Source organism: Microbacterium sp. 22195 (genome assembly GCF_052056515.1).
GTDB lineage: Bacteria > Actinomycetota > Actinomycetes > Actinomycetales > Microbacteriaceae > Microbacterium.
Window position 1 is genome coordinate 1 of the sequence record NZ_JBQEPE010000010.1, and the last position, 26,191, is coordinate 26,191.

General features: G+C 70.5%; 27 protein-coding genes. 17 read left to right on the plus strand and 10 right to left on the minus strand.

Annotated elements, in window-relative coordinates; all coding sequences use genetic code 11:
• The coding region (locus tag ACTJJ4_RS18185; protein ID WP_440944632.1) for a hypothetical protein at positions 1–542 on the plus strand (542 nt) is incomplete at its 5' end.
• Positions 543–761: 219 nt separating this feature from the next.
• The gene (locus tag ACTJJ4_RS18190) at positions 762–1,265 is read left to right on the plus strand and encodes an AAA family ATPase (RefSeq protein ID WP_440944633.1); all 504 of its coding nucleotides are present in this window, start codon (positions 762–764) and stop codon (positions 1,263–1,265) included.
• 542 nt (positions 1,266–1,807) lie between these two features.
• Here ACTJJ4_RS18190 and ACTJJ4_RS18195 read toward each other — a convergent pair.
• The gene (locus ACTJJ4_RS18195) at positions 1,808–3,049 is read right to left on the minus strand and encodes a hypothetical protein (protein WP_440944634.1); all 1,242 of its coding nucleotides are present in this window, start codon (positions 3,047–3,049) and stop codon (positions 1,808–1,810) included.
• Between the two features lie 498 nt (positions 3,050–3,547).
• Between ACTJJ4_RS18195 and dnaB the strand changes: the two genes are divergently transcribed.
• From dnaB to ACTJJ4_RS18210, 3 genes are all read left to right on the plus strand, one after another.
• The gene (dnaB, locus tag ACTJJ4_RS18200; RefSeq protein ID WP_285638479.1) at positions 3,548–4,942 is read left to right on the plus strand and encodes a replicative DNA helicase; all 1,395 of its coding nucleotides are present in this window, start codon (positions 3,548–3,550) and stop codon (positions 4,940–4,942) included.
• 95 nt (positions 4,943–5,037) lie between these two features.
• Entirely contained in the window at positions 5,038–5,613 is a 576-nt protein-coding gene (locus tag ACTJJ4_RS18205; RefSeq protein WP_440944635.1) for a dihydrofolate reductase family protein, read from the plus strand.
• A gap of 54 nt (positions 5,614–5,667) precedes the next feature.
• The gene (locus ACTJJ4_RS18210; RefSeq protein ID WP_440944636.1) at positions 5,668–6,195 is read left to right on the plus strand and encodes a hypothetical protein; all 528 of its coding nucleotides are present in this window, start codon (positions 5,668–5,670) and stop codon (positions 6,193–6,195) included.
• A 37-nt stretch (positions 6,196–6,232) separates the two neighbouring features.
• On the opposite strand, the gene ACTJJ4_RS18215 is transcribed toward ACTJJ4_RS18210, so the two are convergent.
• The gene (locus ACTJJ4_RS18215) at positions 6,233–7,006 is read right to left on the minus strand and encodes an alpha/beta fold hydrolase (RefSeq protein ID WP_440944637.1); all 774 of its coding nucleotides are present in this window, start codon (positions 7,004–7,006) and stop codon (positions 6,233–6,235) included.
• A gap of 132 nt (positions 7,007–7,138) precedes the next feature.
• Between ACTJJ4_RS18215 and ACTJJ4_RS18220 the strand changes: the two genes are divergently transcribed.
• Positions 7,139–8,374, plus strand: coding sequence for an amidohydrolase (locus tag ACTJJ4_RS18220; protein WP_440944638.1), 1,236 nt, complete (start codon positions 7,139–7,141; stop codon positions 8,372–8,374).
• A gap of 49 nt (positions 8,375–8,423) precedes the next feature.
• Here the strand turns inward: ACTJJ4_RS18220 and ACTJJ4_RS18225 are convergent, their stop codons facing one another.
• Positions 8,424–9,101 (minus strand): histidine phosphatase family protein, encoded by a 678-nt coding sequence (locus ACTJJ4_RS18225; RefSeq protein ID WP_440944639.1) that lies wholly within the window; start codon positions 9,099–9,101, stop codon positions 8,424–8,426.
• A gap of 112 nt (positions 9,102–9,213) precedes the next feature.
• Between ACTJJ4_RS18225 and ACTJJ4_RS18230 the strand changes: the two genes are divergently transcribed.
• Positions 9,214–9,387: a hypothetical protein gene (locus ACTJJ4_RS18230; RefSeq protein ID WP_440944640.1), complete on the plus strand. Its 174-nt coding sequence runs from the start codon at positions 9,214–9,216 to the stop codon at positions 9,385–9,387.
• A gap of 39 nt (positions 9,388–9,426) precedes the next feature.
• Here ACTJJ4_RS18230 and ACTJJ4_RS18235 read toward each other — a convergent pair whose 3' ends face one another.
• Entirely contained in the window at positions 9,427–10,338 is a 912-nt protein-coding gene (locus ACTJJ4_RS18235) for a J domain-containing protein (protein ID WP_440944641.1), read from the minus strand.
• A gap of 155 nt (positions 10,339–10,493) precedes the next feature.
• Here ACTJJ4_RS18235 and ACTJJ4_RS18240 point away from each other — a divergent pair, with 155 nt between their 5' ends.
• A complete protein-coding gene (locus tag ACTJJ4_RS18240; protein WP_440944642.1) occupies positions 10,494–11,060 on the plus strand; it encodes a dihydrofolate reductase family protein in 567 nt (188 codons plus the stop codon).
• Between the two features lie 41 nt (positions 11,061–11,101).
• The gene (locus ACTJJ4_RS18245; RefSeq protein WP_440944643.1) at positions 11,102–11,281 is read left to right on the plus strand and encodes a hypothetical protein; all 180 of its coding nucleotides are present in this window, start codon (positions 11,102–11,104) and stop codon (positions 11,279–11,281) included.
• Between the two features lie 12 nt (positions 11,282–11,293).
• Here ACTJJ4_RS18245 and ACTJJ4_RS18250 read toward each other — a convergent pair whose 3' ends face one another.
• Complete coding sequence (locus ACTJJ4_RS18250; RefSeq protein ID WP_440944644.1) at positions 11,294–12,094, minus strand: alpha/beta fold hydrolase; 801 nt, start codon at positions 12,092–12,094, stop codon at positions 11,294–11,296.
• An 86-nt stretch (positions 12,095–12,180) separates the two neighbouring features.
• Positions 12,181–13,149: a DNA topoisomerase IB gene (locus ACTJJ4_RS18255; RefSeq protein WP_440944645.1), complete on the minus strand. Its 969-nt coding sequence runs from the start codon at positions 13,147–13,149 to the stop codon at positions 12,181–12,183.
• 195 nt (positions 13,150–13,344) lie between these two features.
• Here ACTJJ4_RS18255 and ACTJJ4_RS18260 point away from each other — a divergent pair, with 195 nt between their 5' ends.
• Both ACTJJ4_RS18260 and ACTJJ4_RS18265 read left to right on the plus strand, forming a co-directional pair.
• Entirely contained in the window at positions 13,345–14,829 is a 1,485-nt protein-coding gene (locus ACTJJ4_RS18260) for an MATE family efflux transporter (RefSeq protein WP_440944646.1), read from the plus strand.
• Positions 14,830–14,979: 150 nt separating this feature from the next.
• Entirely contained in the window at positions 14,980–15,405 is a 426-nt protein-coding gene (locus tag ACTJJ4_RS18265; protein WP_440944647.1) for a hypothetical protein, read from the plus strand.
• A gap of 24 nt (positions 15,406–15,429) precedes the next feature.
• Here the strand turns inward: ACTJJ4_RS18265 and ACTJJ4_RS18270 are convergent, their stop codons facing one another.
• Entirely contained in the window at positions 15,430–17,154 is a 1,725-nt protein-coding gene (locus ACTJJ4_RS18270) for an AMP-binding protein (protein ID WP_440944648.1), read from the minus strand.
• A 234-nt stretch (positions 17,155–17,388) separates the two neighbouring features.
• Here ACTJJ4_RS18270 and ACTJJ4_RS18275 point away from each other — a divergent pair, with 234 nt between their 5' ends.
• Positions 17,389–19,311, plus strand: a complete 1,923-nt coding sequence (locus ACTJJ4_RS18275; RefSeq protein WP_440944649.1) for a hypothetical protein — start codon at positions 17,389–17,391, stop codon at positions 19,309–19,311.
• 32 nt (positions 19,312–19,343) lie between these two features.
• On the opposite strand, the gene ACTJJ4_RS18280 is transcribed toward ACTJJ4_RS18275, so the two are convergent.
• Complete coding sequence (locus tag ACTJJ4_RS18280) at positions 19,344–20,246, minus strand: DMT family transporter (protein WP_440944650.1); 903 nt, start codon at positions 20,244–20,246, stop codon at positions 19,344–19,346.
• Between the two features lie 230 nt (positions 20,247–20,476).
• Between ACTJJ4_RS18280 and ACTJJ4_RS18285 the strand changes: the two genes are divergently transcribed.
• Positions 20,477–21,127: a ClpP family protease gene (locus tag ACTJJ4_RS18285; protein WP_440944651.1), complete on the plus strand. Its 651-nt coding sequence runs from the start codon at positions 20,477–20,479 to the stop codon at positions 21,125–21,127.
• Positions 21,124–21,711 carry a ClpP family protease gene (locus ACTJJ4_RS18290; RefSeq protein ID WP_440944652.1) on the plus strand — a complete coding sequence of 196 codons (588 nt, stop codon included), beginning with the start codon at positions 21,124–21,126 and terminating at the stop codon, positions 21,709–21,711. The genes ACTJJ4_RS18285 and ACTJJ4_RS18290 overlap by 4 nt, the downstream gene beginning before the upstream one ends.
• A 168-nt stretch (positions 21,712–21,879) precedes the next feature.
• Here the strand turns inward: ACTJJ4_RS18290 and ACTJJ4_RS18295 are convergent, their stop codons facing one another.
• Positions 21,880–22,209, minus strand: a complete 330-nt coding sequence (locus tag ACTJJ4_RS18295) for a helix-turn-helix domain-containing protein (protein WP_292703986.1) — start codon at positions 22,207–22,209, stop codon at positions 21,880–21,882.
• Positions 22,210–22,369: 160 nt separating this feature from the next.
• Here ACTJJ4_RS18295 and ACTJJ4_RS18300 point away from each other — a divergent pair, with 160 nt between their 5' ends.
• Both ACTJJ4_RS18300 and ACTJJ4_RS18305 read left to right on the plus strand, forming a co-directional pair.
• Complete coding sequence (locus ACTJJ4_RS18300) at positions 22,370–23,011, plus strand: acyl-CoA synthetase (protein WP_440944653.1); 642 nt, start codon at positions 22,370–22,372, stop codon at positions 23,009–23,011.
• Entirely contained in the window at positions 23,008–23,391 is a 384-nt protein-coding gene (locus ACTJJ4_RS18305) for a hypothetical protein (RefSeq protein ID WP_440944654.1), read from the plus strand. The genes ACTJJ4_RS18300 and ACTJJ4_RS18305 overlap by 4 nt, the downstream gene beginning before the upstream one ends.
• Positions 23,392–23,394: 3 nt before the next feature.
• Here the strand turns inward: ACTJJ4_RS18305 and ACTJJ4_RS18310 are convergent, their stop codons facing one another.
• Complete coding sequence (locus tag ACTJJ4_RS18310) at positions 23,395–24,483, minus strand: PQQ-dependent sugar dehydrogenase (protein ID WP_440944655.1); 1,089 nt, start codon at positions 24,481–24,483, stop codon at positions 23,395–23,397.
• 220 nt (positions 24,484–24,703) lie between these two features.
• Here ACTJJ4_RS18310 and ACTJJ4_RS18315 point away from each other — a divergent pair, with 220 nt between their 5' ends.
• Positions 24,704–26,122 carry an MFS transporter gene (locus ACTJJ4_RS18315; protein WP_440944656.1) on the plus strand — a complete coding sequence of 473 codons (1,419 nt, stop codon included), beginning with the start codon at positions 24,704–24,706 and terminating at the stop codon, positions 26,120–26,122.
• The last annotated feature ends 69 nt before the right edge of the window (positions 26,123–26,191 follow it).

Here is a 26,191-nt window from a genome sequence, read left to right on the forward strand (position 1 = left end):
GTGTCGTTGACACCATCGGTGGTCTGATTCCTGGTCTGGGTGAGCTGCCGGGTCTCCCCGGCGGTGACCCCACCGTTCCGGGTCTCCCGGGACTGGGAGTGATCGGTGGGGTTGTCGACGATGTCGGCGATGCTGCTGGTCAGCTGCCTCTCGTCGGCGGTCTTGTGGGAGGGGTCGTCGACACCGTCGGCAGCCTCGTCCCCGGCCTCGACGAAGGTGAGCCCGGTACGCCGGGTGAGCCCGGTACGCCGGGTGAGCCCGGTACGCCGGGTACGCCGGGTACGCCGGGTACGCCGGGTACGCCGGGTACGCCGGGTACGCCTGGCACGCCGGGTACGCCCGGTACGTCGGGCTCGACGAGTGGTGCGACGCACGCGGCTGCGGCCGTCGTGCACAGCGTGACCCGCTCGGGCTCGAACTCGCAGGGCGGCACCGCCGCCCTCGCGAGCACGGGGAGCGAGCCGTCCGTCCTCGGACTGGCCGCTCTGCTGTTCCTGATGCTCGGCTCGCTCATGATCGCGAGGCCGCGTCAGCAGGACTGATCGGAGGGAATGACGGCCGTGGCCGCGCAAGGGGGAGGAAGCGCGCCACGGCCGTCATCAGTCTGCCTGTGGGAGATCTGCATCCGATTGGACATCCCCAGGCGTGACGTCGTCGTTCCCGTCGCGCCGGCCTTCCCGCGCAGCTCGGCGATCGCGTCTCCACTGCTCCTCAGCATCCGTGCCATAGCTCCGCTACATGCGTCGTGAGTCTCGACGTCGGTGCCAGAGCGTAACGTCGGCGCGGTGGTGGCGAACGAGACATCGAGACCCCGCGTCGTGATGATGTGCGGACCGGGCGGAGCAGGGAAGACCACGTACGCGAAGCGCCTGGAGAGCGAGGGCTGGACTCGCCTGTCGTTCGAGGTGGAGTTCTGGGATCGCGGGATCACCACGATGCCCTCCGCCCGAGTGGTTGCCGAGGTGGCCGCAGAACTGAAGGTGCGCCTGCTGCACCACGTCGCCGCGGGGAACAACGTCGTGCTCGACTTCGGGTTCTGGTTCCGGCGGCAGCGCGACGAGTACCGTGCGCTGCTCGCTCTCCAGGGCATCGTGCCGGAGATGGTCTACATCGCGACGAGTCTCGAGACCATCCTGAGTCGAGTCGGTGACCGGCATGGCAGATGGGCTGACGACTGGCCGCTCACCGAGCAGACGGCGGTCGAGTACTTCGCGAAGTTCGAGCCCCCGACGCCCGATGAGGGTCCCCTCGAGGTGGTCGCCTAGACCCGTCCTGGGCGTTCACGCCACTGCGTGAGCGACCTGCGTGAGCGACAGCCGCTCACAGTGACAGTGGCGCCCCATACCGTGAAGCACGTCGGCGATGCTCCGGATCTCTCGAAGGATGCACCTTGTCAGGGGCGGAGAGAAGAAGGGGCGGGTGCCTCACCATGAGGGAGTGAGGCACCCGCCTGAGCGGCCGGCACTGGAAGGCCGGTGACCGCTCGGTTTGCGACTACGAGGGGGAGGGGATCCCCTCGAAGTCGCTCAAGGATGCCGTGCCGCGCGGGGCGCTGGGATTCGCCGCTGGGCGCGACGTGGCATCCGATCCGTCGGCCGATCGCCTTCCCCCGAAGGCGATGCAGATGCCGACGGAAGTCGTCATGCCGTGCGGAATCGGCTGTCGTCGCTGAGGACGCTGCGCATTGTCGGGTCTCCTGACCAGATCGTTGGATCACGTGCGGACGCGTTCGAAGCCGCGTCGGATGCGACGGCTCAGAGCCTCTGAGAGACAGAGCGCTGCCGTCGAGAAGGCGCAGTGGTCCTGATCAGTCAGGGGAGACGTCGGTAGAACCGACGGGTCCGGTCGGCGGCAGTTCGTGCCCGGCGCGCGTCCCGCGAGTGACCATCCCCAGTGTGTCGTCGGTGCCGACGTCTGCAGGCACAGTGCCCGCAGACATGCCTCCGCCGGATCCGGCTGAGGAAGCCTCCGGCGGTGCGGAGAGCGGATGCCGAGGAGCGATGTCCACGTGCTTCGCAGGCGGGCCCTGGGGCGTCTGGGGCAGGGGAGCAGCAGCCAGCGCGCTCGGTGCCGCGGTCGCCTGCGTGGTGCTGGCGGCGTGTGCGACGCGCGGAGCGGCGATGGAGTGCGCGTGCCCGGGCTTGGGACCCACAGCGGCAGCAGGCACGCGGTCGCCGCGGGGCCCGCGGTCTCCTCGCGCCTGGTCGAACTGGCTCTTCAGAGCCGCGCGCACCGTTTTCACCGCGTGAGCCAGGGTCTGGTTGCCGTGCTGGTGGGCGTTGACAGCCGTGGATGCGAAGAGTTCCGCAGCATCCGCGAAGTCATCGGAAGCCTGCTGCACAGCGATCCGGTAGGAATCCATCGCGAAGCCCGCGGACTCCATCGTCAATTCTGCGGATTCAGCCGAGAAGTCCGAGTCCGAGACGAATGCAGCCATCTGCGCGAACGACAGGCTCTGCGCGGAGGCGGTGGAGAAGTCCGCTGTCGGGTCAGACGTCTGTGCGGGGTCCGCCAGCCGCTGCAGGGACGTCGGGAGCGCAGCAGCGGCCTTCTGAAGCCGGACCGGCACCTGACCGCGTACCGGGGCCTGCGCGGTCTGCTGGCGCATCTGCGATGGCTGGGCCTGGACGGGCTTCTCGACCTGTGCCGGCTTCTGCGGGGATGCTGCGGACTGATGCGGCTTCGGCGCGGATGCTGCCGGCTGGTGCACCTGTGGAGCGGCGGGCTGGCTCTGGGCCGGTTGCTGCACGATGACCGCGACCTGCTCGCGGACCTGCTGCACGATGTCCTTAGCCCCAGCGGGGAGGTCCGCAGCCGCTGCGGGGAGCGACACCGGCGCGGGCGCGTTCATCGCATGCGGGCCGGATGCGCCGTGCAACGGATGCTGGGCGGACGACGACGATGCGGACTGCGGCGGATGCGGCGAATCGGAGGCTGCGTGGGCCACGGAACCGCCGAGAAGGACGGTCAGAGCGGCCCACAAGAGCGCGCCGAACCCGCACAGCAGCCAAACACGGGCGCTGCGGTAGTCGGCGAGCGCTGACCGCACGTGGTTCCTTCCCCGGAGCATGTCGCGCCGATATTTCGCGCAACACGATCGCTGTGACGATACCCCGTGCGGGGGCGGATGTCCACACGGGAGGAGATCCTCTACAAACCCGGCGCGCGCGGGAAGATCAAGACTTGACTTTCCCCAGGTTCTGCACATGCCCGTAACCAGCCGTCAACCTTAAATCTGGCATTGAAGTCGAATCTCATCCACAAGGGTGTGAATGAAGATAGTCCTGATCAAGCGGTATATCCAACCTCGAAGATGTATCTCTCCACCGAGTTCTCCACAGGGGTTCTGCACAGACACTCCCGAGTTGTCCGCACACTCTCCACAAAGTTATCCACAGGGTGCCTTGCACGGGGATGGAGCGGCTCCTAACTTGGTGGAGACCGGATGTCGGTGACTCGTGGTTCGCTGTGCGAGCGGGCCGGATCCACTCCGGTCGTGTTTGCCGAGAAGGTGCCATCAGTCGCCACCGGCGGGGGAGGAGCACGAGTGTCGATCGCGGATATCTCTGACGAGCGTCTGGGCGGATCGCGCCCGCCTGAGCGGACCCCTCCGCACGACCTGCTCGCCGAGCAGAGCGCGCTGGGCGGCATGATGCTCTCGAAGGACGCCGTCGCCGATGTCATCGAGACGCTCAAGGGCGCCGACTTCTACGTTCCCAAGCACGAGCTGATCTTCGAGGCCATCCTCTCGCTGTACTCGCACGGCGAGCCGACGGATGTCGTCGCCGTCACCGACGAGCTGATCAAGACAGGGGAGCTCGGCAGGGCCGGCGGCGCCGACTACCTGCACACCCTCACCTCGATCGTGCCCACCGCGGCGAACGCAGGCTATTACGCGGGCATCGTCTCCGAGCGTGCGATCCTGCGTCGTCTGGTGGACGCCGGCACGCGCATCGTGCAGCTCGGCTACGCGGGTGAGGGCGATGCGACGGACATCGTCAACAACGCCCAGGCCGAGATCTACTCGGTCACCGGGTCCGAGACCGCCGAGGACTACGTGCCTCTCACGATCGCCGTCGACGCGGCGGTGGAGGAGATCGAGGCGGCCAACGGCCGTGACGGCACGATGACCGGCATCCCGACCGGGTTCCGTGAACTCGATGAGCTGACCAACGGACTGCACGGCGGTCAGATGATCGTCATCGCCGCACGTCCCGCCATGGGCAAGTCCACGCTCGCGCTCGACTTCGCCCGTGCGGCATCCATCGGCCACAACGAGCCGTCGATCTTCTTCTCGCTCGAGATGGGGCGCAGCGAGATCGCGATGCGCCTGCTCAGTGCCGAAGGCGCGATCCCGCTGCAGAACATGCGCAAGGGCACGCTCGACCCACGCGACTGGACGACGGTCGCCGCGACGCGTGGGCGCATCAACGACGCCCCGCTGTACATCGACGACAGCCCCAACATGACGCTGGTCGAGATCCGCGCCAAGTGCCGTCGACTCAAGCAGCGTGCGGGTCTGCGGCTGGTGGTCATCGACTACCTCCAGCTGATGACCAGCGGCAAGCGCGTCGAGTCGCGGCAGCAGGAGGTCTCGGAGTTCTCGCGTGCGCTGAAGCTGCTCGCCAAGGAGCTTCAGGTGCCGGTGATCGCGCTCTCGCAGCTGAACCGTGGTGCCGAGCAGCGCTCCGACAAGAAGCCCGCCATCAGCGACCTGCGTGAGTCCGGCTCGATCGAGCAGGACGCCGACATGGTGATCCTGCTGCACCGCGAGGCGGCCTACGACAAGGACGTGCGTCCCGGCGAGGCCGACCTGATCGTCGCCAAGCACCGTAACGGCCCCACGGCCACCATCACCGTCGCGTTCCAGGGCCATTACTCCCGTTTCGCGGACATGGCCCCCGGCGACTTCGGCGGCGGAGGCGGCGGCGACTTCAACTGAGCCGAGAAGATCTCCTCGTGGGTTGTCGATCGGATGCCTTCTCGTTCGACGTATGAGTGAGACCGCATCACGGCGGCGCATCCACAAGGAGAATCATGACCTGCGAACTCGTCTACACCGGCTTCATCACCGTCGACGGAATCGTCGACTCGCCCGGCTCGTCCCGTGAAGGACACCCGGGTGGCGGCTGGGTGTTCGACACCCCGTTCCTGCCCGAGGTGTACGCGCTGAAGGGCGAGGAGCTGACCGAGACCACGGCGCTGATGTTCGGACGCCGCAGCTATGACGCCTTCTCGGCGGTCTGGCCCCGGTCCGCGGAGCACGCCGACTACAACGGCCTGCCGAAGTACATCGTCTCGACGTCGATCGGCGAAGGCGACCTCGTCGACGGCTGGGGCTCCCAGCACATCCTGCGCAGCACGAAGGACGTGGCGCGACTCAAGGAGACGAGCGACGGCGCCATCTTCATCCACGGCAGCGCGGAGCTCGCGACCCGCCTGGGCGAGGCCGATCTGATCGACCGCTACAACCTGCTGATGTTCCCGTATCTGCTCGCCGGCGGGAAGAGCGTCTTCCGGTCGGACGCGCTCGGACGCAGGAAGCTGAAGCTGCGCGAGTCGGATGCCTACGACAACGGCGTCGTCAAGCTCGTCTACGACGTGCAGCGCTGATCCGATCGCACGGTCGGGGTTCCGGCATCCGGGCTGCTGTGCTCTGATGGGGGCATGGCCGCCACGAGGGGGATGACGGGACTGCTGCTCGCGAGCGCAGTCGCCCTGCTGCTGGCGGGTTGCGCCGGCGCGACACCCGGCGGGGTGGCGCCCGCTGCTGCGCCGAATGCCTCGCCGACCCCGACGAGAGCATGCCCGCAGATCGACGCGGCTGACCTTCCGCCCGATTGCGTGCCCTACGACCCGGACGACGCCATGGCGCAGAACGAGCGCTACCGGGACCGGATGGAGATGCCGGCCTCGAGCCGGGCGGCAGCCGAGGAGGCGGTCGAGGCCCTGCGTCCTGCGCTCGAGCAGCTGCGCGCGAAGGGTGAGGTCTCACCCGACTCCGTGCAGGCCGCCCTGCAGGATGCCGGGCTCGACGGCATCCAGATGATCGGCGACGAACGCGGGACGGAGTTCAGCGCGAACGGACCCGAGGGCGGCTGCATCTTCGGCGTGGTGTCGGACGACCCGCTCACCGTCGAGGTCGGCGGCTACGTCATGGACGGCGGCTGCTTCACGCCGCGCGGTGGGCACTGACACGAGTCGACGGGCCGAGGCCGCCGTCGCGCTCCGCTCAGAGCCGCTCTGCGATCACCTTCGCCGTCGCCGCGGGGTCGGGCCGGTGCATGACCGATTCGGGGACGATCACGAGCTCGGCACCGGGAGCCTCCGCCGCCAGCCGATCCGATGCGCCGATCAGGAACGGGAAAGTCTGCTCGCCGCGCACCACGGTGACCGGCCGTGCGACGTCGAGCAGCGCAGCATCCGGCTGCCGCAGCCGCAGCGTGAGCTGCGTGTCGTACACCGTCGACTGACCCAGGGGCGCGAGCGCCGCGAGCTGGCCGTTCTCCCGGCCGGCTTCGACCATCGCGGCCGGCAGACCGACGGCATCCAGCTGGAACGCGGCGACCGCCTCCTCCGGCGTACCCGCGTCGACGAGCGCCTGCAGCTTCTCCGGCAGCTCGTCACCGAATCCCGAGCCGTCGAAGTCGATCGGCGGCTCGGAGAGGAACAGCGCTCCGGTCGGCACACCCCGCGACGCGGCGTACAGCGCGAGCACCGCGCCCGAGGAGTGGCCGAGCACGGCATCCGCTCCTCCCGCCGCGTCGATGACGGCGGCGAGATCCGCTGCCTCGTCGTCGGGACCGGACCCGGGCCGGTCGTCGCTGGCGCCGCGCGCGCGGCGATCCCACGTGACGGCGCGGAAGCCGGCATCCGCCAGCGCGTGCGCCAGCGGCGCGGCGTCAGCGGCCGTCGACAGCGCGCCGTTCACGATCACGATCGTGCGTCCCTGCCCGATGGCGGTGAAGGCGATGGCGGTTCCGTCTGCTGAGGTCGTGATCTCCATGACGTCATCCAACCATCGACGTCGGACACGCACGCGATGATCTGCCCGTCGCGGAGGCGGATGCTGCGCGCGACCGCCGCGAGCACGGCATCGCGTCCGCGGTGAACGGCTGCCGCGACCTAGGTTGGATGGATGGCCCACATCCTCGCCGTCACGAACGGCCGCATCGTCCCCGTCAGCTCCGAGCCCATCGAGAACGGCACTGTCGTCGTCACCGACGGCGTGATCACCGCCGTGGGAGGCCCGGAGACCTCGATTCCCGCGGATGCCGAGATCGTCGACGCGGCCGGATCCTGGGTGCTCCCCGGGTTCGTCGAGGCGCACGGGCATCTCGGCGTGCACGAGGACGGTGAGGGGTGGAGCGGCAACGACACCAACGAGATGACCGACCCCAACGGTTCCCGCTTCCGCGCCATCGACGGCATCGACATCGAGGAGCTCGGCTTCCGCGACGCCCTGCGCGGCGGGGTGACCACCGTGGTCGTGAAGCCGGGTTCGGGCAACCCCATCGGCGGCCGCACGGTCGCGCTCAAGTCGTGGGGCGGCCGCACGGTCGACGAGCAGGTGCTCGCCGCCGACGTGTCGGTGAAGTCGGCACTCGGCGAGAACCCCAAGCGCGTGTACGGAGACAAGGGCAAGACCCCGGCCACCCGCCTGGGCGTGGCCTCGGTGCTGCGCGATGCGTTCGCCGCCGCCCAGGTCTACGTCGCCAAGCGGGATGCGGCGGCTGAGAAGGGAGAGCCGTTCGAGCGCGATCTCGGCAAGGAGACCCTGGCGGCCGTGCTCGCCGGCGAGCTGCTCTGGGACCAGCACTGCCACCGCCACGACGACATCGCCACCGCGATCCGCATCGCCGAGGAGTTCGGGTACACGCTCGTGGTCAATCACGGCACGGAGGCGCACAAGATCGCCGACGTGCTCGCCGAGAAGGGCATCCCGGTGATCTTCGGGCCGCTGCTCACCTCGCGCTCCAAGGTCGAGCTGCGAGACCGCGCGATCGGCAATCTGGCGCTCATCGCCGCGGCCGGTGTGAAGGTCGCCATCACCACCGACCACCCCGTGGTGCCGATCGACCAGCTGCGCCTGCAGGCGATCCTCGCCGTGCGCGAGGGGCTGCCGACCGAGACCGCCCTCGAGGCGCTCACTGCGAATCCCGCGGACATCCTCCGCCTGAACGACCGCGTGGGCGCGCTCGAGACCGGCCGCGACGGTGACATCGTGCTGTGGTCCGCAGACCCGCTCGATGTCGACGCGCACGTCGAACGGGTCTTCATCGAGGGTCGTTCGGTCTACGCGCTCGACGACGACGGCACGGCTCACGTCACCGAGCGCTGGGAGCGCTTCGGCCGCACCTCCTGGATGCGCTGATCTGCGGCGCGAGCGGATGCCGATGGCCGACCGGCATCCGCTCTCCGCCTCAGGACTCCGACGGGGCCAGCGGCAGGGCCGGGCCGTGGTTCCATGCGAGGATCGACGGCTGCTCGCGCGAGAAGCCGAGCACCGACGCCGAGCCCGCGTCCAGCGAGATGGATGCCGCGAACCGCGGCGCCTGGCGCAGGAAGACCGCGGTGAGAATGCGCAGGTAGTGGCCGTGCGCGACGAGCGCGACGTCGCCGTCGGCCATCGCCGGCAGCACCCGGGTGAGCACGCGCGATGCGCGGGCGGCGACCTCCTCGACGGTCTCGCCGGGGGTCTCGCCGCGGATTACCCCGTGGGCGAAGGCCGTCCAGTTGTAGCCGAGCTCCGCACGGATGTCCCTGGTCGTGCGTCCCTCGTACCCGCCGTAGTCCCACTCGACCAGCAGCGGATCGATCTCGGCATCCAGCCCGGCCAGCTCGGCGGTGCGCCGCGCGCGCTGCAGCGGAGAGCTCAGCACGAGCGTGAAGTCGTACCCGCGCACCAGCTCGCCGGCAGCGCGGGCCAGCTCCTCGCCGTGCGCGGTGAGCGGGATGTCGGTCCGGCCGGTGTGCCGGCCCGATCTCGACCACTCGGTCTCGCCGTGCCGCAGCAGCACGAGCTTGCCCTGCGGGTTGTCCGGCGCAGGACGGTCGGGCAGCGGGTCGTTCACGGCATCCATGTCGTCACGGTACTGCATGGGAAACACCGCTTCACACACGCCCCGGGAGTGTGTGAAGCGCCTGCTCCTAGTGTCTGGAAGCGGATGCTCGCGCATCGATCTCGTGCCGCCGAAAGGATCAGCCCCCGTCATGGACGCCGACCCGACGGCAGACCCCGCCCCGGGGAGGCCGCCGCGTCGCACGATCGTGATGGGCGCGGCATGGTCTCCCGCGGTCATCGCGGCCGCCGTCGCCGCCGCCGAGGCGGAACAGGCGGAGCCGCCCACGCCCGACGAGGCGCCGCCCGCCTCGCCGTCGTCCTGAAACACGGCCGCGCGGACGCAGCGAGCGCGCGGAAGCCCCTCAGGGCACGAGCACGCGCGCGGTCTGCGTCAGGCGTGTCCGCACGTCGAAGGCCTCGGTCACGCCCATCGCGCGTGCCCCGGGGATGCCGCTCCGCAGCACCGCGCGCAGCGCGCTGCGCCGCACGACCGCGACGGGCACGCCACGCACCGCGCCCAGCACGGTGACCGGCTCATCCAGGTCGTCGTCCGGCAGGATCAGGATCGCCCCGGCGAACCGCACCCGTGTAGCGCGGGACAGCAAACGGATGCGGGAGAGCAGATCCGCCACGGGTGTACCGCCGCCCACCGACCGGCCGATCACCTCGCCCTGCCGGAACCGCACCGAGTCGCCGAAGTCCTCCGACGCCAGCCCGTACAGCCCGGTGGGCCCGAGCACCGCATGGTCGAGCTTCTGCGCGGCATCCGCTCCCGCCACCACGTCGTTCCATGCGGTGAAGCCGATGCCCAGGTCGGCGATCGCGGCGGCCGTGCTCTCCTCGGCGAGGGCGTCGGCCAGCATCCGACGGGCCTCCCACGGTGCTTCGCGCACGACGGCCGGATCGTAGATCTCGCGCGTCGTGACCGTGCGCCCGAGGTGCTCGGTCATCAGCTGCAGGTAGCGCAGCCGCCGCCAGCCGCCCGCCTGACCGTACGCCTTGGTGCGCGGCCGCGTCCCGGCCCGGGGAGCGGATGCTGCAGGAGCTCCCCACGACACGTCCTCGCGCCCGCGGTCGTAGGCGGCGCGATCGGCGGGGGTCCCGACGTGCTCCCACGCGCGCTGCACGCGGATGAACAGCGCCGCATCACCGCCGGTGTCGGGGTGGGTCTGCCGCAGCCGCAGCCGGTACGCCCGGCGCAGCTCGTCGTCCGACGCGCTCGCCGCGACACCCAGCACCTCGTAAGCGGATGCCGACAGGGGCCCCTCGAACATCGCCCTCCTCCGGCATCCCGACGGGCTGCCCGTCGCAACCAGATCTTACGGTGCAGATCGGGGTTACCCGGCCGGACGGCGGAGCGTAGGCTCTGCCGGGAACCGGCGTGCGGCGGGTGCCGTCTCGCCATGGACCGCGTGCCGAGGAGGATCCGATGCAGACCCTGACGATCGACTTCATCATGTCTCTGGACGGCTACGGCGCCGCCGAGGGCTGGCCGGGGTGGTGGGGCCTGGAGAGCGCCGAATACCTGGACTGGCTCGGCGGGCATCCCGACCGGGACGCGCCGCTGCTGATGGGCGCGACCACTTACCGGTTGATGTCGGCCTTCGCCGCGCAGGGCTCGGAGGGCGTGGACTCCCTCGACGCCGTGCAGAAGTATGTGTTCTCGTCCAGCCTCGACGAGCCGCTGGACTGGGCGAACTCCACCCTCGTGCCCGGCGACGCGATCGAGTTCGTGCGCGAGCTGAAGGAGACCTCCGAGCGCCCGCTGCGGACCCTCGGCAGCATCTCGCTGTGCCGCTCGCTGCTGACCGCGGGGCTCGCCGACAGGTTTCGCGTGGTCGTCTTCCCCGTGATCACCGGGAAGACCGGACAGGACCGGATCTTCGACTCCTATCCCGATGTGCTGCTCGAGCTGGTCGAGGCGCGCACCTTCGACCACCGCACCCAGCTGCTCGAGTACATCCCGACCGTTCTCGACGGGCCTCCGGGGAGCTGAGGGCATCAGGCGCCATCACGGGACTCCTCTACGCTGGAACGATGACCAAGAGCACGATCTGGAGCATCCTCGGCGCCATCCTCGCCCTCGTCATCGCGTGGTGGATCGTCAGCGCCCTGTTCTCGCTGCTGTGGTTCATCGCCAAGCTCGCGCTGGTGGTCGTCGTCGCGCTCGCCGTCTACGCCGGCATCCGGGCGATGACCCGCAACGTGCGGGACTGACCACCGCGGGACTCACTCCGCCCGCAGGAACTCCAGTGCGGCGAGCCGGAAGTCCTTCGATCCCGGCGCGTTGAAGTGATGCCGGCCGGGGATCGTGAAGAAGCTCGCCTGCGGTGCCGCCGCGGCCAGGCGGCGTGAACCCTCGATCACCGCATCCTCCGACCCGGTGGCGAACAGCACCGGCTGCTGCGGCGCGTGGGCGGGATCGGGGTCGATCGAGCGCGAGGCGCGCATGCCCTCGGCGAGGGCGAGCAACGCGTACAGGTCGTTGCCCGGCACTCGCTCGGCCAGCTGGATGTAGCTCTGCGTGACCGGGTCGGTGACCGGGATGCCCTCGTCGGCGTACCGGCACACCTGATCGACGTCGAGGCGATCCAGGGGGATGCCGTCCGGCACGCCGCCCAGCACTCCGCGAGGGATGCGTTCGCCGAGATCCTGCAGCACCTGCCAGCCGACACGGGCGCCCAGCGAGTAGCCGACGTAGAGCGCTTCGTCGACGAGGTGCGTGTCGAGCACGGCCTCGATGTCGCGGGCCAGGTTCACGACCGCGTAGCCCGCGGAATCGTGCGGCTTCTGGCTCGCCCCGTGACCGCGCTGATCGATGCCGAGGATGCGGTAGCCCTCGCGCTCCAGCATCCGCACCCACCCGGTGTGCAGCCAGGTGTCGGCCGTGCTCGACGCGAAGCCGTGCACGAGCACGACCACCGGCGCATCTGGATCGCCCCACGTGTACGTCGCCACCGCGACCCCGTCACCCACCTCGATGAACTGCGGAGCAGGCAGGTTCGTCAGCGAGGAGAGGATGTCGGTCACATCACCATCTTGGCCCTGTTCCCGTCGGTCAGGCGCGTTCCTCGTCGTCCGGATCCTCGCTGGCCCGAGAGAGTGGATGCCTCCGCTCACGCGTCCCCGATGAGCTCTCCGAGCTGGGGCTCCACGCGGCGACCGGGATCCACGACGATGCCGTCGTCGTAGAGGTCGAGCACGCGCGGGTCGACGTAGCCCGACCGCGCGACCGCGGGCGTGTTCCCCAGAGCGGCGGCGGTCGCCCGCATGGCCGCCGAGGCGGCCCGGCGGCGCGCGCTGTCCGTGTCGCGGGGGCCGATCCGCGCCAGCTCCGTGGCCGCGACGATGGTGCCGTGCAACGTGCGGAAATCCTTCGCGGTGAAGTCCCCTCCGGTGCGCTCGCGGACGTCGTCGTTGATGTCGGCCGGGCGGATCGGATGCCAGGCCGACCCGTCCTGCCAGCTCAGCAGCAGTGCTCGTGGCCCGCGTCTCTTCAGGCCCGCGACGAGCGACGCCAGGTCGGGATCGTCGACCCGCGACTCCCACGCCTGCCCGCTCTTGCCGGGGAACGCGAGCTCCACCGTCCGCTCCGCCGAGACGTGGGCGTGCGATCCGCGGAGCGTGGCGAGGCCGATGCTGCCGTGCTGCCGGGCGTACTGCTCCGATCCCACCCGAAGCAGCGCGCTGTCGAGCATCCGGAAGGCCCCGGCCAGCACGCGGGGCCGCCCGAAGCCGTCCTGGCGCAGGTCACGCGTCACACCCGCGCGCACCCCGGGCATCACGGCGGCGAGCTGCAGCATCCGATCGAACTTCTCCCTCGCCATCCGCTCGTGCCAGGCGGGGTGATAGATGTACTGCCTGCGGCCGGCGTCGTCCATCCCGGTCGCGAGGACGTGACCGTTCTCGTGCGGGCTGATCCAGACGTCGGTCCACGCCGGAGGGATGGCCATCGCGCGCAGCCGCTCGAGCAGCGCGGCATCGGTGATGCGGGTGCCGTCGGGCATCCGGTACTCCCAGCCGCGCCCGCGGCGGACCCGGCTCAGTCCCGGCCCGTGCGGATCGCTGCGTCTCAGTCGTGTCATCCCCCTGCTCTAGCGTCTCGGTGAGCACGCGGACAAGCCCCTGGACCCGCATCGGTCCGCACGATATCGCTCCTGCGCATTCCCAAGCTCGAAACGATTCGATAGACTTCTGCGATCCGGCGCCGTGACCGATCACGGTGCCGGTCGTCGCCTCCGGCACCCGCACCCCCGCCCGCCCGCTTCCCTGGGACCCGCATGGCTACCACCCTCATCACCGGCCGCCCGTGGCGCGTCATCCTGGCCTTCTCCGTGCCGCTGCTCATCGGCAACGTCGTGCAGCAGCTGTACCAGTTCGTGGATGCCGTGGTCGTCGGCCGCCGTCTCGGCGTGGACTCGCTCGCCGCCGTCGGCGCGACCGGCAGCCTGATCTTCCTCGTCATCGGCTTCGCATGGGGTCTGGCGAGCGGCTTCGCGATCCCGACGGCCCAGGCGTTCGGGGCATCGGATGCCCACGGCGTGCGACGTTCGGTCGCCACCGGCACGCTGCTGACCGCCGCCACCAGCCTGGTGCTGACGGTGGTGGGTCCGCTCATCGCCGAGCCGTTCCTGCGGCTGCTGCAGACCCCGCCCGAGCTGATCGCCGAGGCCACCGCGTTCACGCAGGTGACCTTCATCGGCGGCAGCACGATCATGTTCTTCAACTACCTGGCCGCGATCATCCGCGCGATCGGCGACTCCACCACGCCGCTGGTGTTCCTCACCATCTCCTGCGCCCTGAACGTCGGGCTCGTGATCCTGATGGTGGGCACGCTGGAGTGGGGTGTCGCGGGAGCCGCCTGGGCGACGGTCGTCGCGCAGGCCATCTCGGTGCTGCTCTGCCTGCTGTACATGTGGCGCCGCGTGCCCGTGCTGCACGTGCACCGTGCGGACTGGAAGGTGTCGCGTGCCGACCTGGCCGAGCACCTGCGCCTGGGTCTGCCGATGGGCTTCCAGGCGTCGATCATCGCGATCGGCGCGCTGATCGTCCAGATCGCGCTGAACACGCTGGGGGCGGATGCTGTGGCCGCCTACACCGCGGCATCGCGCGTCGACAGCCTGGCCACTGCGCTGCTGGCCTCCCTGGGACTGGCCGCCTCGATGTACGCCGCGCAGAACCTCGGCGCCCGCCGGCCCGACCGGGTGCGCCGGGGCACGATCCAGGCGCTGTGGATGGCGGTGATCGCCTCGCTCGTGCTCGGCGCGATCATGATCACGCTCGGCGTCCCGGTGGTGCGGCTGTTCGTCGGCGACGGCGCGGACCGCGTCGTGCACTACGCGCACCTGATGCTGATCATCAACGGCTCCACCTACGTGCTGCTGGGCGTGCTCTTCGTGCTGCGCGGGGTGCTGCAGGGGCTGGGCCGGGTGCTCGTGCCGACCGTCACCGGCGTGATCGAGCTGATCGCCCGTGTGGTGGCCGCGCTCGCCCTGGGCGCCGTGTGGGGCTTCGAGGGCGTCGCGATGAGCAATCCGCTCGCCTGGCTCGGCGCGGTCGCCCTGCTCGCTCCCGCATACGTCAGTGCGCATCGCGCCCTCGCCACGATGCCGGTCGCGCCACTGGAGACCACCCTCACCACGCCGATCCCGGTGATCGGGCCCACCGACGGATCGATGGTGGTGGATGCCGTGTTCACCGCGCCCGTGCCCGTGGTGCCGCCGCGCCTGACCCGTCTGCGCCTGCCGCGCCGCACCCGTCGCTGAGTCACCGGGCGTTCACGCGTCATCCTTCAGGATGATGCCGAATCGTTCTTCAGGGGGAGTGACTCCGCGAATCCACCCGCGTAACCTTGAGGTCAGGAGCACGCGGATGCGTGTCCGTGACGGGGGGTCGTCAGAATGTCAACACTCGGTTTGACCAACACGCTCGTGTCGGTCTTCGTGCCGATCGGAGTGACCGGAGCAGTCATCGCTCTCGCCTGCGCGCTCGTCGCAGCCTTCGCGATCGCTCGTGGCGCTGCCGGGCTCGCAGGCGGGGCGATCGGCGTGTGGATCGTCGGCGCGCTGCTCAGCGTCTCGGCATCCTTCGCCTCGCTGTGGACGCCGTTCTTCGTCGCTGCGATCGGCCTGGGCGTCGCACTCATCGCCGGAATGGTCCTCCGCGTCGTCCTCGCCCCGCTGCTCGCGCGCCGCGCAGCAGCGGCGGAGCGCGTCGAGCTCGAGGCCGAGTCGGCCGCCGCGAAGGCCCCGGCAGCAGCATCCGCTCCAGCTCCTGAGCGAGCGCAGCGAGACGAAGGGCGCCCGGCCACGCTCAGCACGGACGTCGTCGCGGTCGCCTGACCCACGCGGCGGCTCCGCGCGCGCTCAGCGGTGGTCGCGGTCCAGGTGCTGTCCCGTGGTGTCGCCGGATGCCACGCGCTCGGCCTCCCGTGCGCGCAGCTCCACGCGGCGGATCTTCCCCGAGATCGTCTTGGGCAGCTCCGGCACGAACTCGATGATCCGCACCCACAGGTGCGAGGAGAGCCGCTCCCGCGCGAAGCCGAAGATCTGCGCGGCCGCGGCATGCTCGGCATCCGCTCCGCTGCCTGCGGAACCGTGCAGGATCACGTACGCCTTCGGCACCGCCAGGCGCGTGGGGTCGGGGCTCGGCACGACCGCCGCCTCGACGACGAGGTCGTGCTCGAGCAGGGCGGACTCCAGCTCGAACGGTGAGATCTTGTAGTCGGATGCCTTGAACACGTCATCCGCGCGTCCGACGTACGTCAGGTACCCGTCTGCGTCGCGTGCGGCGATGTCGCCGGTGTGGTGGAAGCCACCGGCACGCGACTCGGCGGTCTTCTCCGGATCCTCGTAGTACCCCGACATCAGGCCGAGCGGAGCCTCGGACAGGTCCAGCGCGATCTCGCCCTCGTGGTCGGCGGGCTCGCCGGTGACGGGATCGAGCAGCACCACCGGATAGCCGGGCAGTGCCCGACCCATCGAGCCGTCCTTGACGACCTGCCCGGGGGAGTTGCCCACGCACGCGGTCATCTCGGTCTGCCCGTATCCGTCGCGGATCGTGCTGCCCCACGCCTCGCGCACCCGGTTGATGACCTCGGGGTTCAGCGGCTCGCCCGCGCCGACCAGCTCACGAGGCGGGTTCGTCAGTCTCGACAGGTCGGCCTGGATCAGCATCCGCCACACGGTCGGCGGTGCGCAGAAGGTCGAGACATGGTGCGTGTCCATCACCTGCATGAGGGTGTTCGCGTCGAAGCGGTCGTAGTTGTAGACGAACACGGTCGCCTCGGCGAGGAAGGGCGAGTAGAAGCTCGACCAGGCGTGCTTGGCCCAGCCGGGCGAGGAGATGTTCAGGTGCACGTCGCCGGGCCGCACGCCCAGCCACCACATGGTCGACAGGTGGCCGACGGGGTAGGAGACGTGCGTGTGCTGCACGAGCTTCGGCCGGCTCGTGGTGCCGCTGGTGAAGTACAGCAGGGCGGTGTCGGATGCCGGAGTGGGGCCATCCGGCTCGAAGACGGTGGCGGCATCGGCGGACGCGGCGAAGTCGTGCCATCCGGAGGCGGCGTCGCCCGGGGCGGTGTCGCCGACCGCGATGCGCAGCACGTCGGCATCCTCGACGCGATCCGCCAGGCCGCCCAGCGCGACCACCGCGCGGGCCCGGCCGTGGTCGATGCGGTAGGCCAGGTCGGATGCCGACAGGAGGGTCGATGTGGGGATGGCGATCGCGCCGATCTTGGTGATGGCGAGCATGATCTCCCACAGCTCGATCGTGTTGTTCAGCATCACGATCAGGTGGTCGCCACGGCGGATCCCGAGGTCGCGCAGCCAGTTCGCGACCTGGTCCGAGCGTTCGGAGAGCCGGCCGTAGCTCCAGCTCTGCACCGACAGGTCGGCTGAGACGATCTGCACGGCAGGGCGGTCGGGGTTCTCGCCCGCGACCACGTCGAACCACTCCAGCGCGAAGTTGAAGGAGTCCACCTGCGGCCAGGCGAACCCGGCGCGGGCACCGTCGTAGTCGTCGCCGTGCGCGAAGAGGAAGTCGCGCATCTCGCGGACGGCGTTCGTGGCGGCGGTGGCGTCGCGTGTCATCTCAGGCTCCCTTGCTCGATCCCTCCATCATCGACCCGAAGCGCGACGGAGTTCACCCCCGAACGGGGGTGGGTCGGAGACGGGGCTCTCCCATGGGCGGATTGTGGGGAGTCCACAATTGACTGAGCGTCAATAGCGATGACACTGAGTGCCGAACCGCAAGGAACGGCGTCCGATGGTGTCCGCCCCCTACGCTCACCCGTGGCGACGACGCCCCTACCCTAGGAGTCCTCAATGACGAGTGGTACCCCTCACGCGCACGGCATCGGCATGCGCATCTTCGTGACCGTTCTCGGCATCCTGCTGGCAGCGATGGTGTTCCTGTACTTCGCGACCACCGGACAGATCGCCGCCGGCGCCGCGCAGCTGTCCGACGGCTCGGCCAAGGCGCATGACGGCACCACCCGGCTCGCGGAAGGTGCGGACACCCTCGCGAGCGGGGCCGGCAAGCTCGCCGACGGCACCTCGACGCTGGCCGACGGGGCGTCATCCTCGAAGGGCGGAGCGCAGCAGCTGAGCGATGGGCTCCTCACTGCGGCGGCGGGCGCGCAGCAGCTCGCCGACGGAACCGGTCCGCTCAGCTCCGGCGCGGCGACGGCCGCCAGTGGAGCCGCAGAGCTGGATGCCGGTGCCGCCAAGGCCTACGACGGATCGCGCGCTCTCTCCGGTGGTGCGGGCTCGGCGGCCATCGGCGCGCAGAAGCTCGCCGCGGGTGCTGCGGATGCCCGTGACGGAGCCTCCGCGCTCGCGGCCGGTGCCGCCGGTGCCGCCCAGGGTTCCGCCCAGGTCGCGGGTGGCGCACAGCAGCTCTCCGACGGTGCCTCGCTCGTCGCAGGCGGCGCGGCTCTGGTGAACGACGGATCTCAGCAGGTCTCCGCCGGCGCCCAGAAGCTGTCGACGGGCGCGAGCTCGCTGGCGGCGGGCGCCGCACAGGCGAACGTCGGCGCGGCGCAGGTCTCCGCCGGCGCGGCAGGCGTCTCCGCCGGCGTCGCCGCCGCGAACGACATCTCCCAGCGGTTGCTCGCCGGCGCCACCGATCTGAGCGGCACGCTGTCGCTCGGCGTCACCGCCCAGGTGCGCACCCTGGCCGACCCCGGCACCGCGCGGCAACTGAGCGGCCTCGCCGCCTCCGCGCCCGGCAATGCCAAGCAGCTGGCCGACTCGCTCGCCGCGCTCGCCGCGGCCGACCCGGACAATGCGCAGCTGGCGCAGCTCGCCAAGCTGGCCGCGGGCGTGCAGCAGCAGGTGCAGGGCATGGCCGCTCCCACGGCTGCCGCATCTCAGCTCGCGCAGGGTCTGGTCGGAGCATCCGCCGGTGCGGCATCCCTCGCGGGCGGAGCGACGGCGCTGGTCAACGGCGACGCCGCGCAGGGCTGGCCGGGAACGGTCGGACTTTCGTCCGGCGCCGCCGACCTCGCTCTCGGCGCGAAGACGCTGGCGGCCGGTGTGGCGCAGGTCTCGGCGGGCGCGGGCGACCTGTCGCTCGGCGCCGGCGGCCTCTCCAAGGGCGCTGCCGACCTGCACACGGGAACGGCGAACCTGGCGGACGGTGCGGCAGACCTGTCGACGGGTGCGGGCCACCTCGCGGGCGGCGCGGCGGACCTGTCCGCCGGCAACGCGCGGCTCGCCGGAGGCGCAGCACAGCTGTCGTCCGGCACGCAGATCCTTGCGGCCGGAGCATCCGATCTTCGCGACGGCAACGTCAAGCTGGCAGGCGGCGCGAACGACCTCGCCACCGGGCTGCAGAAGCTGTCGGGCGGCGCGCAGCGACTCAACGCGGGCACGCAGAAGCTGAGCTCGGGTGCGATCAAGCTCGACTCGGGCGCTGCAGGGCTGGCGGCTGGCACGGCGAAGCTCAGCTCCGGAGCATCCGATCTGAACACCGGTATCGGCAAGCTCGCCGACGGCGCGAAGACTCTCGAGGAGAACACCGTGAAGCTCGCCTCGGGCGGCGACACGCTGTCCGGTGGCGTCTCGCAGCTCGCGGACGGCAGCGGGAAGCTCGCGGACGGCTCGATGCAGCTCGCCTCGGCGACCGCCGGCGCCGCGCCGACGACCCTCCCCTGGATGCTGGGCATCGCACTGGCCGGCCTGATCGCGATGGGTCTGTGGATCGGGCACCGCGTCAACCACCGTCGGGCCCTGGCCGCGGCCTGACGTCAGCGGCACCGGCCCCGTCCGCCTGCGCGTCAGGCGGGCGGGGCTTCGTCGCGGGGGCGGCGCCGCACGATGCGCAGCTCGCTGGCCAGGATGCCCAGCACCACCAGCAGGCCGCCGACCAGCGCGGCCGCGGGCAGGCGCTCCCCGGCGATGCGCCCGATCACGGCGGCCCACACGGGCTCGCCCGAGTAGATGATGGTGGCGCGCGTGGGCGAGACCGACTTCTGCGCCCAGTTCATCGTCAGCTGGATGATGCAGCTCGCGACGCCCAGGCCGACGCCGGCGATCACCCATGCCCAGTCGAAGGCGGGGAGGCTCTCGCCGACGAAGGGCATGGTCGCCAGCCCGAGCAGACCCGCGGTGAGCAGCTGCACGATGGTGATGCGTCCCAGGTCGACGCGACCGGCGAACACGCTGATGAGGATGATCTCGCCGACGATCGGGATGGTGCTGATCAGCGTCACCGTCTCGCCGACGCCCAGCGACAGCGAGAACGCGTCCGGTCCGGCGATCAGCAGCAGTCCGACGAAGGCGAGCCCGGCGCCGAGGAAGGCCATGGCGGGCGGGCGCTTGCGGAAGAAGATCCACTGCGCGAACGGCACCATCGGCACGTACAGCGCCGTGAGGAACGCCGAGGTGCTGCTGTTGATGGTCTGCAGGCCGAGGGTCTGCAGGCCGTAGCCGCCGTAGATCATCACGCCGATCGAGGCGCCCGCGGCGATGTCGGTCCAGCGCATTCCGCGCAGTGCGTGACGGAAGATCAGGATGCTGACCAGCCCCGCCACCAGAAACCGCAGCCCCACGAAGAACCACGGGTCGGAGTGCTGCATCGCCCAGTGCACGAGCAGGAACGTGCTGCCCCAGACCGCCGTGATGGCGATGAGGGCGAGTTCCTGCGGGCGCAGCCGCATCCAGCGGAAATTCGAGGGCACAGCCGATTCTCCCGCATCCGGGAGACGCCATCGTCTTCGTCCGCAGGTCGACTCGCACGTCCGGATGTCGAAAGCAGGTGAATCGGCATCCGGACGGTCGCAGTGGCCTGCGGACGAAGAGAAGGAGGGTGCGGATGCTGAGGATCGGGCATCCGCTGCTCCGCCGACAGCGGATCCGCCCGAGGCGGATTCACGCGACAGCGGAGACCCGTCGGACGCACGCTGGAGCCATGACCGATGACAAGCCCATCCCGCAGTTCGGCGCCGAGGCGCGTCGCGCGCTGTTCCACGAGCGGGTCCTCGTGCTCGACGGACCGCTCGACGACGACAACGGCACCCTGCTCATGACCCAGCTGCTCAGCCTCGCCGCCGAGGATCCGGCGGCCGACATCGCGCTCTGGATCCACTCGCCCGGCGGCTCGGTGCCGGCCATGCTCGGCATCCGCGACATCATCCATGCGATCCCCAACGACGTCGCGACCGTCGCGCTGGGACTGGCCTGCAGCGCCGGGCAGTTCCTGCTCTCGGCGGGCACGAAGGGCAAGCGGCGGGCGCTGGCGCACTCGCGCATCCTGCTGCATCAGGGGTCGTCGGGCATCGGCGGCTCCGCGGTCGAGATCGAGGTGCAGGCCGATGACCTCCGGCACATGCGCGACACCGTGATCGGCCTGATCTCCGACGACACGGGGCAGCCGCGCGAGCGCGTGTTCGAGGACTCGCTGCACGACCACTGGTACACCGCAGACGAGGCGCTGGAGTACGGCTTCATCGACGGCGTCGTCACCTCGCTCGCCGATGTGCTCCCGCGGCGCCGGACGCGGATCGGGCTGGGTGCCGAACCCGCCGGCACCGTCACGGAGAAGAAGGAGGAATCGCGATGAGCGGCTACACGATCCCGAACGTGATCGCCCAGAACCCGCGCGGCGACCGGATCATGGACGTCTACTCGCATCTGCTCGCGGAGCGGATCGTCTACCTCGGAACGGAGGTGGATGCCGGCGTCGCGAACACGATCATCGCCCAGCTGCTGCACCTGGACGCGGACAGCCCCGACAGCGACGTGCAGCTCTCCGTCAACTGCGCCGGGGGAGACCCGAGCGCCGCCCTCGCGATCTACGACACCATGCAGCATATCCGCCCACGCGTCACGACCACGTGCGTCGGCCAGGCGATCGGCGTGGGCGCCCTGCTGGTGGCATCCGGTGCGCCCGGCATGCGCTCGGCGCTGCCGCACTCCCGGATCGTGCTGCACCAGCCTGCGGCGCAGACCCGCGGGGCCGTGCCCGACCTGATCCTCGCCGCCGACGAGGTGGTGCGCGTGCGCTCCGAGATGGAGCAGGTGCTCGCGCATCACACCGGGCGCACGGTCGAGGCGCTGCGCGCCGACACCGATCGCGACCGGGTGTTCACCGCGCAGACGGCCCTGGAATACGGGCTCATCGACCAGGTGCTCGCGCCGCGCTGACGGCATCCGGTGATGGCATCCAGGTCGGCGCCCGGGTCCGGCTCGGTACGGATGCACGATCGGGGAACGGATGCACGACCATCCGGGCGATCCGGTCGTGCATCCGTTCCCGCGTCGTGCAGGTGTTCCCGGATCCCGGATGCTGAGCGTGCTGGGCCGCCGGATGCCTCAGGCGGCGAGGGCGAACGCACCGCCGGTGGCCGGCTGCGCGGCGGTCTCGGCGGGCCGGAGGCCCTGCGCCACCGCGCTGGTGAGCTCGAGCAGGGAGGAGTCCAGAGCGCCGGCGACCGCCGCGATCATCTCACTCGACGGCTCCTTCAGGCCCCGCTCCATCTCCGACAGGTACTGCGGCGAGACGCCGGCGGCCTCGGCGGTCTCGGTCAGGGTGTCACCGCGCTCGTGGCGCAGCCGGCGCAGCTCGGCGCCGAGCAGCTCGCGCCACAGCGGCTCGGGCTGACGAGGGGTGCGGGGTGAGGGGAACGGGAGGATCGAGGCCATGGCCCACGGTAAACACGGCGGCCGCCGGGGATCCACCTCTTCCGCCCAGAGCAGAATGCCGAAGCGCGACAGGGGAGTGCCCGGTCCGCCCGGCCCGTGCGACGGGTGGGCTCATAGCCTCCCGGCGTAGACTGGCAGGGTCACCGATCCGAGGACTGTCATGCCCGCCGCCACCCGCACTTTCACTGCACGCAACGTGCAGCTGACCCGTGCCGCCCTGGCGGCTGTGGCCGCCGTCATGATCACCTTCTCGCCCGACCATTCGGCTGCCGTCGGGCTGGCGGTGTTCGCCGGATTCGCGCTCTCCACGGGCCTCGTGCAGCTGCTGGCGGCGATCATCGTGCACCCCAGCGGCCACCGCTGGCCGTCCGTCATCATCGCTGCTGTGTCGTTCGCGGCGGGCATGTTCGGGGGCATTCCGGGGCTGCGCTCGGAGGGCCTGTTCTTCACCCTCGTGATCGCCTGGGCTGCGGCCACCGGATTCGTCGAGCTCATCGCCGGCATCCGCTCGAAGGGCACCGATGGCGCCCGCGATGCGGTGCTCGTCGGCGGACTCGGGCTGCTCCTCGCTCTGCTGCTGGCGCTGGTGCCGGCCGGATTCGTGCAGGAGTCGGTGCTCGCCGGCGGCGTCACCTCTACTCTGACCAGCATCATCATCGGCGTGGGGCTGTTCGGCGGCTATGCCGCCATCGTCGCGGTCTTCCTCGGCATCGCGGGGCTCACCCCGGGGGCGAAGAAGACGGCGGATGCCGAGACCGGCACCGACGCGGACCGTCTGGCCGACCATGGAGGACACGCATGACCGACCAGAAGCCGACGCGACGCGAGATCCTGCGCCCCCTGCACCTGCTGGGCATCGCCCTGGCGTGCGGCGTCTTCGCGGCGCTGGTCACGATCTTCTCCACTGGCGGATTCACCGCGCGCGTGAACAGCGCCATCGCGAACGGCACGTACAAGGACCTGCCGCCGTTCACCCTCGGCCTCGTCGTGGGCGGGATCTGCTTCATCGTGACGCTGCTGGTGCTCGCGATGCTGATGCTCGCCGTCAACCCTGCCGACGTCACCAAGACCATCGACAAGCCGGTGCTCCTCGACCCCAAGCAGAAGAAGTCCCGCGGGGGCGATGCGGTGGCGGATGCCGGGATCGACGGCACCGAGAGGCCCGACCCCTCCGGCGCCTGAGGCTCAGCCCTCGACGAAGTCCGGCTGCACGAGCCGGTCATCGCCCTCGCGCGGCTGACCCCGCCCGTCGGTGTTGTTCGTAAGCAGCCAGAGCCTGCCGCCCGGACCCGCGGCGACGTCGCGCACGCGCCCGTACTCCTCGGTAAACCTCGCCCGCCAGGGCTCGGTGTCCGGATGCGAGGGGTCGAACGACCAGACCCGTTCCCCGCGGAGGGCGGCGATGAACAGCGTGCCGTCCACCATCGCGATGCCGCTGGGGCTGGCATCCGCCGGCTTCCACACGGCGACCGGGTCGATGGCATCCGCGGCGCCCGCCTTGCCCTCATGGTCGGGCCAGCCGTAGTCGCCGCCCGCCTCGATGCGGTTCAGCTCGTCCCAGGTGTCCTGTCCGAACTCGCTCGCCCAGAGGGTTCCCGTGTCGTCCCAGGCGAGACCCTGCACGTTGCGGTGACCGAGCGAGTACACCGCGGTGCCGAACGGGTTCCCGGGTGCGGGCTCGCCGTCGGGCGTGACCCGCAGGATCTTGCCGCCGAGGTAGGCGCGGTCCCGGGCGCGCTCGCGCCGGCCGGCGTCGCCGGTGCCGATGTACAGCATCCCGTCCGGACCGAACGCGATGCGTCCGCCGTCGTGGTTGGCCGCTCGCGGGATGCCGGTGACCACGTCCTCGACCCGGCCGGTGTCCAGGCTGAGAGATCCCGCCTTCCCGGTGAGCGGCATCCGCACCACCCGATTGTCGTCCTCCGTCGCGTGGTACGCGTAGAGCCAGCGGATGCCGTCGATCTCCCGCACCGCCAGGCCGTTCAACCCCGCCTCGCCGCCGGACACGACGCCGGGCACGGTGCCCGCCGTGCGCAGTTCGCGGGAGGCGGTGACCTCGAGCACCTCGCCGTCGCCGCGCTGCGAGATGAGGGCGCCGCCGTCGTCGAGCACCACGATCGACCAGGGCGCCTCCAGCCCTGAGCCCAGGACGCTCGTGCCTTCCGACTGCGACGGCGACGGCGTCGATGACGCCGTGCAGCCGGCCAAGGCGAGCACCGCGGCGATGCCCGCGATCGCGGCGGTGAGGCGTGCGGAGCGGTGATCCTTGCGCATGGCCGCCTCCTCGCATCCGATCCCTCCAGCATCCCCGAGTCCGTGACGATGCGCCAGAGCGCGTGCCGCCGCCGCATCCGCGACCGAGTGCACCGGATCCCGACGAGTGCACCACTTGTCCGCGCAGGCAACTGGTGCACTCGTCGCCAACCGGTGCGCTCGACGAGTTCCCGGAAGCGGACGCGGGAATACCGGGCATGGGGGCAGACTTGACCCTGTTATGACCGCCTCTGTCGATCGCGCCACAGTCGGACTGCGATCCGAGCGCGGCCCCATCCTCGGCGCGCTCATGCTCGCCACCGGGCTCATCGCGATCGATGCGACCATCCTCGCCACCGCGGTGCCCAGCATCGTGCGCGATCTCGGCGGGTACACGCAGTTCCCGTGGCTGTTCTCGGTCTACCTCCTCGCGCAGGCGGTGAGCGTGCCGATCTATGCGAAGTTCGCCGACATGATCGGGCGCAAGCCGATCATCCTGCTCGGCATCGCGCTGTTCCTGCTCGGCTCCGTGCTGTGCGGATTCGCCGGCAGCATGCTGTGGCTCATCATCTTCCGCATCGTGCAGGGACTGGGCGCCGGCGCGGTCGGACCCATGTCGATGACGATCGTGGGCGACATCTACACGGTCCCCGAGCGCGCCAAGGTGCAGGGCTACCTGGCGAGCGTGTGGGCCATCGCCTCGGTCGTGGGACCCGCACTCGGCGGCATCTTCGCCCAGCTGGACGCCTGGCGGTGGATCTTCTTCGTGAACATCCCGCTGTGCGCGCTCGCCGGATGGATGCTGGTGCGCCGCTACCACGAGGAGAAGCAGCCCCATCGGCACCGCATCGACTTCGGCGGCGCCGCGCTGCTCACGGTCGGACTCACCGGCATCATCCTGGGGCTGCTCGAGGGCGACAGTGCGTGGGCCTGGATCTCGGCGCCGAGCGCGATCTGCTTCGGCGGGGGAGCGGTGGCGCTGGTGATCTTCGCGTTCGTGGAGCGCCGGGCATCCGAGCCGATCATCGACTTCTCCCTGATCGGACGACGCCTGATCCTCAGCACCACGATCGTGTCGTTCGGGATCGGGGCGCTGCTGATCGGCGTCACGAGCTTCGCGCCCGCCTATCTGGAGGGCTCGCTCGGCATCGCGCCGCTGCTCTCCGGACTCGCCGTCGCGGCTCTCACGCTGGGCTGGCCGCTCGCCGCGGCGAATGTCGGGCACCTGTACCTGCGCATCGGATTCCGCCGCACCGCCCTGATCGGCATGTGCACGGCCACGATCGCGGCGATCGGGCTGGCGGTCAGCGGGCCCTGGCCGAACGTGTACCTGCTCGCGGGCATCGCGTTCGTGCTCGGCTTCGGGCTGGGCTGGGCGTCCGCTCCGGTGCTGATCGCCGCGCAGGCGTCGGTCGGCTGGGGCGAGCGCGGCGCCGTCACCGGCATGAACACCTTCGCCCGCTCGGCGGGCAGCGCGGTCGGGGTGGCGGTGCTCGGTGCGATCTCGAACGCCGTCATCGCGCAGGGCGCGGGCCCTCAGGATCCGGCGACGATCATCGCCGCATCCACCTGGGTGTTCGTCGGCGCTGCGGTCACGGCCGCCATCACGCTCGTCGCCCTGCTGTTCATGCCGCGGGATCCGGTGCCCGTCGACGCCTGAGCCGTGCGGAGGACGCGGCGTGGATCAGAAATGCTCCCGCCATCGCGCGCAGGGGTGCATTTCTGATCC